Annotated in this window: 12 protein-coding genes; 3 read left to right on the top strand and 9 right to left on the bottom strand. The window is 42.1% G+C overall.

The features are described 5' to 3' along the window. Positions 1-126: 126 nt before the first annotated feature. Entirely contained in the window at positions 127-960 is an 834-nt protein-coding gene (locus tag AC3WTB_RS08825; protein WP_492333599.1) for a PRD domain-containing protein, read from the bottom strand. A gap of 52 nt (positions 961-1,012) precedes the next feature. Next, positions 1,013-1,291: a hypothetical protein gene (locus tag AC3WTB_RS08830; RefSeq protein WP_492333600.1), complete on the bottom strand. Its 279-nt coding sequence runs from the start codon at positions 1,289-1,291 to the stop codon at positions 1,013-1,015. 500 nt (positions 1,292-1,791) lie between these two features. Here AC3WTB_RS08830 and AC3WTB_RS08835 point away from each other — a divergent pair, with 500 nt between their 5' ends. Both AC3WTB_RS08835 and AC3WTB_RS08840 read left to right on the top strand, forming a co-directional pair. After that, positions 1,792-4,218, top strand: a complete 2,427-nt coding sequence (locus AC3WTB_RS08835) for a S8 family peptidase (RefSeq protein ID WP_492333601.1) — start codon at positions 1,792-1,794, stop codon at positions 4,216-4,218. 81 nt (positions 4,219-4,299) lie between these two features. Continuing rightward, the gene (locus AC3WTB_RS08840; protein ID WP_268501924.1) at positions 4,300-4,527 is read left to right on the top strand and encodes a hypothetical protein; all 228 of its coding nucleotides are present in this window, start codon (positions 4,300-4,302) and stop codon (positions 4,525-4,527) included. Between the two features lie 11 nt (positions 4,528-4,538). On the opposite strand, the gene AC3WTB_RS08845 is transcribed toward AC3WTB_RS08840, so the two are convergent. The 3 genes from AC3WTB_RS08845 to AC3WTB_RS08855 all read right to left on the bottom strand — a co-directional run bounded on the left by AC3WTB_RS08845 (position 4,539) and on the right by AC3WTB_RS08855 (position 7,669). Next, on the bottom strand, positions 4,539-5,543 hold the full coding sequence (locus tag AC3WTB_RS08845; protein WP_492333602.1) for an LLM class flavin-dependent oxidoreductase: 1,005 nt from the start codon (positions 5,541-5,543) through the stop codon (positions 4,539-4,541). Between the two features lie 53 nt (positions 5,544-5,596). Then, the gene (nfsA, locus tag AC3WTB_RS08850) at positions 5,597-6,346 is read right to left on the bottom strand and encodes an oxygen-insensitive NADPH nitroreductase (protein ID WP_151284907.1); all 750 of its coding nucleotides are present in this window, start codon (positions 6,344-6,346) and stop codon (positions 5,597-5,599) included. A gap of 111 nt (positions 6,347-6,457) precedes the next feature. Then, the gene (locus tag AC3WTB_RS08855) at positions 6,458-7,669 is read right to left on the bottom strand and encodes an FtsW/RodA/SpoVE family cell cycle protein (protein ID WP_144516247.1); all 1,212 of its coding nucleotides are present in this window, start codon (positions 7,667-7,669) and stop codon (positions 6,458-6,460) included. A gap of 475 nt (positions 7,670-8,144) precedes the next feature. Here AC3WTB_RS08855 and AC3WTB_RS08860 point away from each other — a divergent pair, with 475 nt between their 5' ends. After that, the gene (locus AC3WTB_RS08860) at positions 8,145-8,408 is read left to right on the top strand and encodes a spore morphogenesis/germination protein YwcE (RefSeq protein WP_008345491.1); all 264 of its coding nucleotides are present in this window, start codon (positions 8,145-8,147) and stop codon (positions 8,406-8,408) included. A 77-nt stretch (positions 8,409-8,485) separates the two neighbouring features. Here the strand turns inward: AC3WTB_RS08860 and qoxD are convergent, their stop codons facing one another. Genes qoxD through qoxA form a run of 4 tightly spaced genes read right to left on the bottom strand, consistent with a single transcriptional unit; the run spans position 8,486 to position 12,427 of the window. After that, positions 8,486-8,866 carry a cytochrome aa3 quinol oxidase subunit IV gene (gene qoxD, locus AC3WTB_RS08865; RefSeq protein WP_007497818.1) on the bottom strand — a complete coding sequence of 127 codons (381 nt, stop codon included), beginning with the start codon at positions 8,864-8,866 and terminating at the stop codon, positions 8,486-8,488. A 1-nt stretch (position 8,867) separates the two neighbouring features. After that, positions 8,868-9,485: a cytochrome aa3 quinol oxidase subunit III gene (gene qoxC / locus AC3WTB_RS08870; protein WP_039182371.1), complete on the bottom strand. Its 618-nt coding sequence runs from the start codon at positions 9,483-9,485 to the stop codon at positions 8,868-8,870. Further along, positions 9,485-11,443 (bottom strand): cytochrome aa3 quinol oxidase subunit I, encoded by a 1,959-nt coding sequence (gene qoxB / locus AC3WTB_RS08875; RefSeq protein WP_007497822.1) that lies wholly within the window; start codon positions 11,441-11,443, stop codon positions 9,485-9,487. The genes qoxC and qoxB overlap by 1 nt, the downstream gene beginning before the upstream one ends. Positions 11,444-11,470: 27 nt before the next feature. After that, positions 11,471-12,427 carry a cytochrome aa3 quinol oxidase subunit II gene (gene qoxA / locus AC3WTB_RS08880; RefSeq protein ID WP_099663814.1) on the bottom strand — a complete coding sequence of 319 codons (957 nt, stop codon included), beginning with the start codon at positions 12,425-12,427 and terminating at the stop codon, positions 11,471-11,473. Positions 12,428-12,570 lie beyond the last annotated feature (143 nt).

Raw genomic sequence — 12,570 nt, forward strand, 5'->3', positions numbered from 1 at the left:
TTTGATGACGCTTTCATCATAGTATAAGACTGTGACATGCGTCAACCTCTTTTTTCAAATCCAATGACCCATATACACTAATAAGAGTAGTGTGCATAAAAAAAAGCCTGCATGCAGGCATCACAATTAAACCAATTCGGCTTCCTGCAGACGCTGGACATGCAGCGTGATGTAGCCGATCTCCGATTCAGGGAGATGAAGTCCATATTCATCTTTTAACAAATCAGCGAGTCCAAGTGCACACCGGTAAGCCGTATCATACTTTGTTTGGATAAAAATCAGCATGTCATCGTCCATGATTTGAAATGCCTCATTCGATTCCAACCTGCCTAATGCATACCTCAAATGTGTCACAAGCCGCTGATAGGAAATACTATCCTCATCAATTGAATGCTGAAAATAGCTTTCAATATGCTCGATCATTTCTTTAATCATCGTTGTATATTTCACAGTCTTTTTCATGGACTCCGTATTCATTTTGGCCGTATGAATATGAAGTGCCACATATCCTGCCTCATCGTCCGGCAGTTCGACCCCAAGCCGCTCCTTTACATAACGAATGGCATACTTTCCAATCTCATATTCCTGCTTATATAAGACTTTGATCTCACCAAGCAATTTATTATATAACACAATGCCTTTTTGAAGACGTTCAATGGCGAAGGACAAATGATCAGTCAGTGATATGTGGATGTGATCACTGAGCGGCATCATGAGTTTACCTTCTGCATAACTGATGATATGCTCTGCCACCTCAATATGCGCTTCTGGCAATGTGGCAAGAATTTGTTTGAATTTCTCATTTTCTTCACGCACAACAAAGATTTTCTCTATTTTTTGAAGAGGAACGACGTCATTTTTCCCCTTCTGAAAAGCAATTCCGGGTCCCATCACAATTTTCTCCTGATCGCCCTCCTTTATAACCACTGCGTTGTTATTCAATATTTTATATATCTTCAAGGGGTATCCTCTCCCAGCAGATAACATTTCTTATGTGGGATTTTACCCTGTTTCACTTTTTCTGTAAAGGTAAAAGCGGACCAGCACGCGCCTCTCGCATCGTCTTCTCTTCAAGCATCATCAGACTTTGAGTCAACCGCTTCTCTGCCCTGCGTTTCTTCTTATGTTCTTCTGCCAGCTTTTCCAGCTCTCTCTCTTTCACTACTTGAAAAAATCCGGCATCCGCCGCGGCCGCCTGAAACCCTTGCTGCTTCATCATCACACCAGGGTTCACAAGCACATTCATCATGAAACCAAACCATACGCTCAACCAGCTTTTTAATTTCTCCACTGAACATCCCTCCGCTTTTCTTAGAATCTAGCAGCTCTATCAAAACAACTGCTCCTATCATATCCCGAGAAAAAAGAGAGGTTTGTCACAATCTGGGTGAAAAAACAAACTAGTTTTCAGAAGTTTTGTTGAAAAGTGCAGAAGATCATCATGTGCCTAGATGTTTCATTGAAAATTTTATGCACACGCTATCCCAAAGATAAGCACACCTTATCAACAGGGTTTATCCACATATCAACACCCTCTCACTAGATTTTGTGTATGTAAATTTTTTATTTTCCATATATGTATCTTAATAATCGAGTTATCAACAGACATTTGTGAATAAGTGCGACTTTATAAACAAAATAGTTCTTTGTAACTATGTAAAATAAGACCATTTTAGTAAAGGAATTGTTTTCAACATATTGAATACTTAATAACGGGCAGTGAATCTTTCCTATTTATCCACAAAAAGAAAGGCTATCTCCCTAAAAACACAGCTAGAAAGGGGAAAATTAATGAAAAAGGTCATATCTCGTTCTTCTGTTCTATTGTTCTCCACTATTTTTATTTTATCCACATTCTTTACCGGTCAACAGGCTGCTGCTGCTCCATCTAACAAAAAGGTGGAACTAGAAAAAGCAGAAATCTTCGGTGAAATCAATGTCAACTCGAAAAAACAAACCACTGTCATTGTTGAATTAAAGGAAAAATCCTTAGTTGAAGCTAAGCAAGACGGCGAAGCACAAACAAAAGCCTCCCTCAAAAAATCTCGAACAAAAGTAAAGAACGCAGCACTCAAAGAGGTAGATAAAGCGAGTGTTCGTCAAGAATATGAAAAAGTCTTCTCTGGTTTCTCTATGAAACTTCCTGCAAACGAAATCCCGAAGCTGCTCGCAGTTGATGGAGTAAAAGCTGTTTATCCGGATGTTACATATAAAACCGATGAAGTGAAAAAGGAAAGCATCCAGCTTCCAAACGAAGATGTCTCCCCGCTTATGGATAAGAGCGCTCCATTTATCGGTGCACCAAAAGCATGGGATGCCGGCTATTCTGGAAAAGGGGTCAAAGTCGCAGTCATTGATACTGGAGTAGACTATACCCACCCTGATTTAAAAGGAAACTTCGGTTTATACAAAGGCTATGATTTTGTTGATAATGATTATTCTCCGCAAGAGACACCTAAAGGAGATCCTAGAGGTGAATCCACAGATCACGGCACACACGTCGCAGGAACGATCGCGGCAAATGGACAAATTAAAGGTGTCGCAAAGGATGCCACACTTCTTGCATACCGTGTACTTGGACCAGGTGGATCTGGAACAACTGAGAACGTTCTTGCAGGCATCGACCGGGCGGTTACTGACGGAGCAGATGTCATGAACCTCTCTCTTGGAAACAGTGTCAATAACCCTGATTATGCAACGAGCATCGCTCTCGATTGGGCCATGTCTGAAGACGTTGTCGCTGTTACATCCAATGGAAACAGCGGTCCGAACAACTGGACAGTCGGTTCACCTGGCACATCAAGAGATGCCATTTCTGTCGGAGCAACTCAGCTTCCGTACAGCCTTTACAATGTGAAATTCCCGAACTATTCCACTGCAAAAGTCATGGGCTACTACCAAGAGAGTGATTTAAAAGCGCTTGACCAAAAACAAGTCACACTCGTCCAAGCTGGAATCGGTGACGAAAAGGCCTTTGAAGACATCGATGTTAAAGGAAAGGTGGCCGTGATTGAACGTGGTGCCATTGCTTTTGTGGATAAAGTCGACAATGCAAAAGCAGCTGGTGCAATCGGCGTTGTGATGTATAACAATGCCGATGGAGAAATCCCAGTCGATGTACCAGGTCTCGCACTTCCTACAATTAAGCTGTCAAAAGCTGAAGGAACAGCGCTTATCAAAGCCATTGAGGCTGGAAACAATACAACGGCTTTCTCCATTCAATTTGTCAAAGAACTTAGTGAGCAAGTCGCTGAATTCTCGTCCCGCGGACCTGTTGTGGATACGTGGATGATTAAGCCTGATCTATCAGCACCCGGCGTCAGCATTGTGAGTACGATCCCAACGCATGATCCATCTCAGCCTTACGGATATGGTTCTAAGCAAGGAACAAGTATGGCATCTCCACATGTGGCAGGAGTTGCAGCGATCATCAAACAAGCAAAACCATCGTACTCAACTGGACAAATCAAAGCATTACTGATGAATACAGCAGAAAAACTGTTTGACGCAAACGGCAGCCCATTCCCTCATAACACACAAGGAACAGGCAGCGTTCGAATCATGGAATCACTTCAAGCGTCTTCTATCGTTTCTGATGCGAGCTATTCTTACGGCACTTTCTTAAAGGAAAAAGGCGTTCAAATCAAAACGAAGAAATTCAAGGTAGAAAACCTTTCAAAAGCACCGAAAACGTATACCATTGATTACAAATTCAATGGCAGCGGCATTAGTACAAACGGAACGAAAAAAATCAGCGTCAAAGGGAATTCCACTGGATCCTTTACTTCCGCAGTACAGGTGAATTACGGAAAAACCAAAAAAGGGACGTACCAAGGCAGCATAACCATTCGCGAAAATGGCAGAAAGGTCACGGAAATCCCTACTTTATTGATTGTGAAAGAGCCAGATTATCCGCGCGTCACTTCTGTTTCCGTAGAGCCTGACAACCGTGCTGGAAGCTATGTCATCAGCAGCTACCTGCCTGGCGGTGCTGAGAACCTTGCATTCCTTGTCTACTCAACAGATGGAGAGTATTTAGGTGAAGCTGGTGTTTATCAACATGTTGATAAAGGAGAGCACCGCGTAAAATGGAATGGCTCGATCAATCAAGGCCAGAAGCTTGAAGCTGGTGAGTATACAATGCTTGCGTATGCAAGTTTGAAAGGAAAATCAGATACCGTACAAACGAAGGAACCTTTCGAAATTTACCCTGAATAAATGTGTATCACAAGAAAAGCCTTGTATGAGCGGATAAGCTCATCAAGGCTTTTCGATCATATATGGAGGAAAGAGAAACTCATGTTGATATGGCTATGGATCGTTTCTTTTTTTACTGCTTTTTTTCTGACGATCACCTTGGTTTATTTACTAACTTTTTTACATACGAAGCAGCCTCGTCCTTTTCATCAAGCATGCGAGCTGACTGTTTATGCTTCCTGTATCTACCCGCTCAGCCTGCTGGTGTCAGCCGCCTTCTTCCTCACTCTGATGCTGCTTTTCCCCTTTTACTGGCTGCGTGGACGATAAATATACATACGTTATGCATCAAAGGCTTCTTTTAATAAACGATACGATGTGAGCCGGTCTTGCATGTGATGTGTGATGGTCACAGCAATCAATTCATCTGTCCGATAAGCCTTGGCGAGAGTGGTCAGCTGCTTTTTCACAGATGCTGGTGTTCCAACAACCATCCTTTGACGATTGGCAGCCACTCGTTTTTGTTCATATGGACTGTAAGAATACGCCTGTGCCTCTTTAAATGAAGGAAAACCCTCAAGCTTCAGCCCCTGTTCATTGGCAAGTAAAGATAAATCTAAGCTGACAGCCAGTTTTTCTGCCTGCTCCTCTGTTTCAGCACATAAAACAAAGACTGCCAGACTGACACGCGGCTTATCACCGAATACTGAAGGTTCAAACCGATTGATATATTGCTCTACAGAATCTTCTCCGCCTTCACCATTAATAAAAAGAGCAAACGTGTAGCCTGCACCTGCTTTCGCCGCAAGCCTTGCACTCCCTCCAGAGGAACCGAGCATCCAAACTTCTGGCGCGGTCTCTACCTTCGGAGAAGCAGTCAAATGAGGCAGCGGGTAAAATTCATCCGCTAAATCGTGTAAATACACCTTCAATTCTTCTACTTGCTCAGGATATTGATCACCTAAACGCTTTCGCTCCCCATGATGAAGGGCAATAGATGAAATGGGCATACCACCAGGGGCACGTCCAATCCCAAGATCAATTCTGCCAGGAGCCAGCGCTTCGAGAACCCTGAAGTTCTCTGCTACTTTATAGGCGCTATAGTGGGGAAGCATGACGCCGCCCGAGCCAATGCGTATATGCGACGTAACGGCTGATAAATGGCCTAGAAGCACCTCTGGACTTGATCCTGCAAGCCGATTTGAAAAATGATGCTCTGATACCCAAAAACGGTGATAACCCCACTTTTCCGCCTGCTTCGCCAGTTCAACCGTCTGCTTCAAAGCCTCAGCAGGCGTAGCACCTCCTATCAAAGGAGATTGATCCAGTATACTTAATTTCATCATGCTGCACCTCTTACAGAAATCCCCCTCTCTTAATAGAAAGGGGGGATTCTTATTTATTTTCGATTAAAGCCCTTCTCTTTCACAAATTCTCCAAGGAAGGCACGCTTTGGCTGGCTAAAGCCTCGCAGCATCTGCTCAGACCAAGTATCTTTTCTCTCGCCGTTTGTTCGTGCTTCATAATATGCGGAAATACGATCGTCATATTCTTTTAAATAACGATCCACATACGCTTCATCTTGCTGATATGAATTTTCATGATATATGAGTTCAACTGGCAGCCGTTCCTTTTGAGACGACTGATTAGCTGGATGGCCAACAGCCAGACCGAATAATGGCAGCACATAAGATGGCGTTTCAAGCACTTCAGAGACTTCTCTCAGCTGGTTACGCAGTCCGCCAATATAGCAGATTCCAAGTCCCATTGATTCTGCGGCAACACTGACATTTTGTGCAGCCAATGCCGCATCGATGACGCTAATGAGAAAGGCTTCTGTATTCTCAAGCGCCTCCTGATGATTCTTCCCTGCTTTTTTTGCAATATGATCATGGCGTTTCAAGTCTGCACAGAAGACAAAGAAATGCCCATTCTTCTCAACGTAAGGCTGATTCCCAGCCAGTTCAGCAAGCTTGGCCTTCTTCTCCTGATCTGTTACACCAATAATACTATACGCCTGTACGTAGCTTGATGTTGAAGCAGCCTGTGCACTTTTGATCAGTGTCAGCACCTCTTCTTCTGTCAAACGCTCGTCTGTAAACGAACGAATGGATCGATGATTTAATATGGTTTCTATCGTTTTGTTCAACTCGAAGACCTCCTTGACTTCTTCTATCATAAAACAAAGACATAGGGCTTTTCAAAAATTAAAACTCGCAATAAAAAAAGACAGCCTATAATTAGACTGCCCTTACCCGTTTTATTTAAATAAATAACTTTGATATTTGGTTAATTGAACGCTTGCGTTATAGGCGATCCCGAATCCAATCAGAACGGACAAGACAGAGCTTCCTCCAAAGCTGATAAATAAGAGCGGAATCCCTGTTACAGGCATCACGCCTATGTTCATTCCAATGTTCTGGAACGTATGGATCACAATCAAGGCTGTATATCCGACGCAGAAGAATGACGCAAATCGGCTATAAGGATGTATTCGGTCAATCAGTACGACCAGCCGGTAGATCAAGAAGAAGAACATGATCACAACAAACGCACAGCCGATAAAGCCAAAGGCTTCACCTATAATGGAGAAAATCATATCCGTTTGTGCTTCAGGAACATAGACCTTTAAGTTTTTAATGCCATTCCCAAAAATCTGCCCTGCCCCAATGGCCATAATCGCCTGCTCTACTTGATATTTATCAGATCCAGATGCATCCTGCGTCTGTGCTTGGTTGGCTGCCGAAGAACTATCAGGCAGCCAAGCGGTAATACGGTTGATCTGGTACTGCTGAATGCCTATTGTTTTCGCAAAATCAGGGAATAAGATGATCACGGCTAAAATAGAGGCAACTAAAAGCACAACCACTGAGCCGATGAGTGAGATCAGTTTCCAATTGACCCCTGATAAAAACACCATCACCACAACAATAAACATACAAACAGCCGCAGTCCCTGCATCCTGCAAGAAGATCAGTCCAACTGGTACAGCCGCCACTCCAGCAATTTTTAATAGAAGGAAAATATCATCCTCTAATGTCCGCTTTCCTCTAGGTGTAGACTTTCCAATGACAGATGCGAGCATCATAATCAAACCAATTTTCATGAACTCTGAAGGCTGAAATGTCCCTATTCCAGGTAACACAAACCAGCTTTTTGCACCATTTTTGATTGGAGCAAAATCATGACCCCCGATTTGTGCAGGAGCGACTTTAAGAAGAATTAACAGCATAATGCCGCCTATAAATATATATAAGCTCAGTTTCTCTAATTGCTCTAAGTCAAAATAATTAATAGCAACAATACATATAACTCCGACCATATAGTATATGATCTGCCTCGTCCATGCATTAGATCCATACTGCCCAAATTGACCCGCAGCATAAATCGCAATGACACTGATGGCAAAGAAGGCTAAAAATATAAAAATCAAATCTCCTTGATAGTAAGGAGATGTATTCTGCTTGTTCATGAACTAACCACCCTTATTACAAAACATAAAAGCCCTTGTTTATATTAGATTGAAATTTTCACAAAATCAACTCACCTTAAATATGACGGAAGATACATCCGAAAGGTTCCATTCAATTTTCAAAAAATGAAATACTTTTCATCCTAACAATAGGAAAAAATTCCTCTATACACTTTTCATTCAACCGATCTCAAGTCCTTTAAAAAGTTTATTTTACAGATTTTAAGGGGAAAATTCAATGACCTATGTGGCGATATGACAAGTAAACATCAGATGAGATAGCTGCACTGAGGAATGAGGAATAAAACCATTTTGTATGGAATAAGGCCCATTTTCCAATTATTACGTTTACTTCAAAGTCAATTGTGGTATAATACCTGTAACAAAATGTTCACAATATCTCCTAAAAACAGACACAATTGCATCCTGACCTCTCATTTGATTTGAACATCAACTTACAAAGGAGTTGGATACGATGGATATGTTCTTTGCGTACCTATGTATTGCAACGGCTACACCCCTGTTTTTATGGCTGGAAAACAGAAAGATTGCATTAGCATCTATTCCACCCATTATGATTATGTGGATTTTCTTCGGTCTTTACATGACAAGCAGTTTATCTCCAGCAGGACATACCTTCATGATCGCATTCTTTGCCATTAACGTGATTTTGGCTCACATTGCAGCGTTCCTCATCTACGGACTTCCATTCATTCGTAAAAGATTCAGCAGCAGATAGATATCGCCCAACTATTGGAAGCGTTATCACTATCATGATAAAAACCACTCACCTTCAAGAGATGAGTGGTTTTTTTATTATTTCTCTGAATGCTCAGACTGCTTTGGTGCAGACGGTGAATAACCGTCTTTACTGTTCTCTCCGTGGCTGTAGTGAGCCGCAAAGATCCAAACAGATCCGATGACGAAGATAATCGCACAGAACAGACCAAACAAAGTATTTCCGACTTGAACAGTTCCGTTCTCGCTCTCTGTCATGTGCATAAACATGAACAGCTGCAAGAATGCTTGAATGAACGCAAAACCAAAGATAATCCATAGTTTTGCGGAACTGCCAATTTCAGCTCCAATGGCAATCCAGAATGCTAAGATTGTCAGCACAATGGATAGAATGAAGCCAACTACGTGTTTCCAAGGGAAGTGTTCGTGCTCTGCTGAGGAATGTGTTTTTCCAGCCATATCACAAAAGCCCCCCTAATCCGATCAAGTAAACAGCTGTGAAGATGAAAATCCATACAACATCAAGGAAATGCCAGTATAGACTTGAGATGAAAATCTTCGCTGCTGTTTGTGGAGTTAATCCACGTTTTTTAATTTGGAACAAGATTCCGGTAATCCAGAAGATACCGATCGATACGTGTAGTCCGTGAGTTCCTAAGAGTACAAAGAATGCAGACCAGTACGCACTTGTATGGATGCTCGCACCCTCATGTACATAATGGAAGAACTCAAAAATCTCAAATCCAACGAAGCCTGCACCTAGAAGCAGTGTGAGAATCGTCCAGATGACAACCCCTTTTGTACTTCCACGGCGCATTTCATGAACGGCAATCCCGCATGTAAATGAACTAACCAATAGCAGGAATGTCATGATCAATACAAGTTTCATATCAAACAGCTCAGCTGGTAAAACGCCACCAGCTGTTCTGCCATGTAGAACAAAGTAGGTCGCAAAAAGTGTTGAGAATAACACGATTTCCGCGCCAAGGAATATCCAGAAACCAAGAATGTTTAAACGTCCGGTTTCAGAACGATATTCAAGCGGTGCATTTGCATAGCTGCTATCATTATGTCCCATTACTTCTGCGCCTCCTTATTCTTTTTCTCTGTTTCGATTACTTCTTCAACAGGAATATAGTAGCCATCGTCATATTCGAATGAACGTAAAATCATCGTTGCGAATACACCGATTAAGCCAATAACGCCAATCCAGTACCATTCAAATACAAGACCGAATGCACCAAGTCCAAAGAATGCAGACATGATCAGCGGTCTGCCTGAATTGTGCGGCATGTGAATTTTCTTGAATTCTTTTTCAGGATGAACGTCTACATTGTTTTGCTTCCAATGATGGAATGCATCTGGTGTTGTCACTTCTGGAAGTGCTGCAAAGTTATAATGCGGCGGAATTGCAGAAGATGTCGCCCAGTCAAGTGTACGCCCTTCTCCCCAGCTGTCTCCAGACACTTCACGTTTTGCGTGTCTCCAGCTGTAGTAAATGTTGTAGCAAAGGATGATGAATCCGATACCCATCATAAATGCACCAATTGTTGAAATAAAGTTTAGTGCAGTCCAGCCATCTTCTGGTCCATACGTATAAATACGTCTTGGCATTCCTTGCAGTCCTAAGAAGTACTGCGGGAAGAAACAGATGTTAAATCCGATCATGAATACCCAGAAGAACCATTTGCCGATTCTTTCGTTTAACTTGTAACCAAACATTTTTGGATACCAGAAAACAAGACCAGCAAAACAAGCAAATACAGTACCTGCGATTAATACATAGTGGAAGTGGGATACAAGGAAGTACGTGTTATGGTACTGGTAATCCGCAGCTGCCATCGCAAGCATAACCCCAGTTACACCACCGATTACGAAGTTCGGGATGAAACCAAGTGCCCAAAGCATTGGTGATGTAAAGCTGATACGGCCTCGATACATCGTAAAGAGCCAGTTAAAGATTTTCACACCTGTTGGTACAGAAATCGCCATTGTTGTAATCGAGAAGAATGAGTTAACCGCTGCACTGTTCCCCATTGTAAAGAAGTGGTGAACCCACACAAGGAAACTAAGAACAGAGATTGCCACAATCGAGACAACCATCGCTTTGTAACCAAACAACTGCTTTCTTGAGAACGTCGCAAAAATTTCTGAGAAAATACCGAAAGCCGGCAGGATAACAATATATACCTCAGGATGTCCCCAAATCCAGAATAGGTTCGCCCAAAGCATCGGCATACCGCCTGCTTCGAGTGTAAAGAATGCAGAACCGAATAAACGATCAAATGTCATAAGTGCTAAAGCAACTGTTAGTACAGGGAATGCAAAAACGATGATGACAGACGTAATCAATGTTGTCCATGTAAACATTGGCATACGCATAAGTGTCATACCTTTTGTACGCATTTTTAAGATGGTCACCATGAAGTTAATACCTGTCATAAGTGTACCAATACCTGCAATTTGGAGCCCGAGCAAGTAGTAGTTCTGTCCAGGTCCTGGTGAGAAATCATTTCCGGCGAGCGGCATGTAACTCGTCCAGCCTGCACTTGGTGATCCTCCAATAACGAAGGAAATGTTGAACAGCATTGCTCCGACCATGAATGTCCAGAAGCTAAGGTTGTTCAAATAAGGGAATGCAACGTCACGTGCACCAATTTGAAGAGGAACAACGACGTTGATTAAACCAATTAAAAATGGCATCGCCATGAATAGAATCATGATCGTACCATGCGTTGTAAAGATTTCATTATAGTGGTTTGAATCTAAAAACGTATTATTAGGAAGCGCCAGCTGCGCGCGCATCATCAGTCCGTCTACCCCACCGCGGAAGAACATAATCACAGCAGCAAGGATATACATGATACCAAGCTTTTTATGATCAACTGATGTCAGCCATTCTTTCCAGAGCCATTTCCACTTTTTAAAGTAGGTTAAAACAAACACGATGGCAATGGAGGTAAGAGCGATAGAAATTTGCGCACCAAGAATTAATGGGTCTCCAGTTACAAAAAACTCATCCCATTTTAAATGCATAACGGCCTCCTCCTTTCCTTAGTCAGTTTATTCTGTTTCTAATTTTCTTTTATAGTTCTTCACATTCTCGAAAGGATCTGTCTTTGAATGCGGAGAAACTGCTTGGTAACCTAAACGTTTGCGTGCTTGGAGTGCATATTCAGAATCCTCTCCGTGCTTCGCAAAGGATAAATGTGTTGATGAGAATGTCTGCACATCTGCAGCATCAGGAAGCATCAAGTAGTCATACGTTTTCTTCGTTAACTTTGGTGCTTCTTTCTTTGTTTTATTTACCCATTTATCATAGTCAGACTGCGTCATCGCATTGACTTTGAATTTTTGCTGAGCAAAGCCCTCGCCTGTGAAGTTGGCGTTTCTTCCTTGATATGTGCCAACTTGATCAGCTTGAAGGTATTGTTCCATCTCCATTCCAGCCATCGCATACTTCTCCCCGCCTAGCTGAGGAATCCATAGTGATGCCATTGTATCAGCGGAAGTGATTTTGAATAAGACCGGCTGATCTTTTGGAATGTTTAAGTAGTTCACTGTCTCAATATTTTCCTCTGGATAGCTAAAGATCCATTTCCAATCAACAGCTGTCGCATAAACGACAAGAGGATCTTTATGGCTTGTTGCTTGAGGTGCCTCTTCCAAAGAGTAAATTGTTTTTACAGTTGGAACTGAAAGGGCAGCAACGATTAATATTGGGATCACTGTCCAGACAACTTCTAGAAGCGTGTTCCCGTGTAGTTCTGGGTTATAAGAGGCGTTTCCAACGTCCTTACGCTCACGGTATTTAACCAAAATGATGGTAAACATTACAAATACCGCACCAACGATAAAGAGCATAAATCCGATCGATAAAAGGATTAAGTCTTTTTGTTGTGCTGCGACTGGTCCTTTAGGATCTAAAACAGCGATATTGCTGCAACCTCCTAATACAAAAACACTCACGAGCATCGCTAATAAAAGCATAGGTTTAATGGCTCTGAACAAGAAGATCACCATCCTTCCTTAGATAATGTATAAATTGCTGAATAATTGTGAAAAGCCATCTGCCTTCGAAAACTTTTCTTCCCTTTGTAATGCTATCAAAATCTGTTAGAGTTAGCTTCCCTTTTTTCAAAAGTTCATTTATTTTTCAACAG

Source organism: Bacillus sp. EB106-04-04-XG123 (assembly GCF_058791855.1).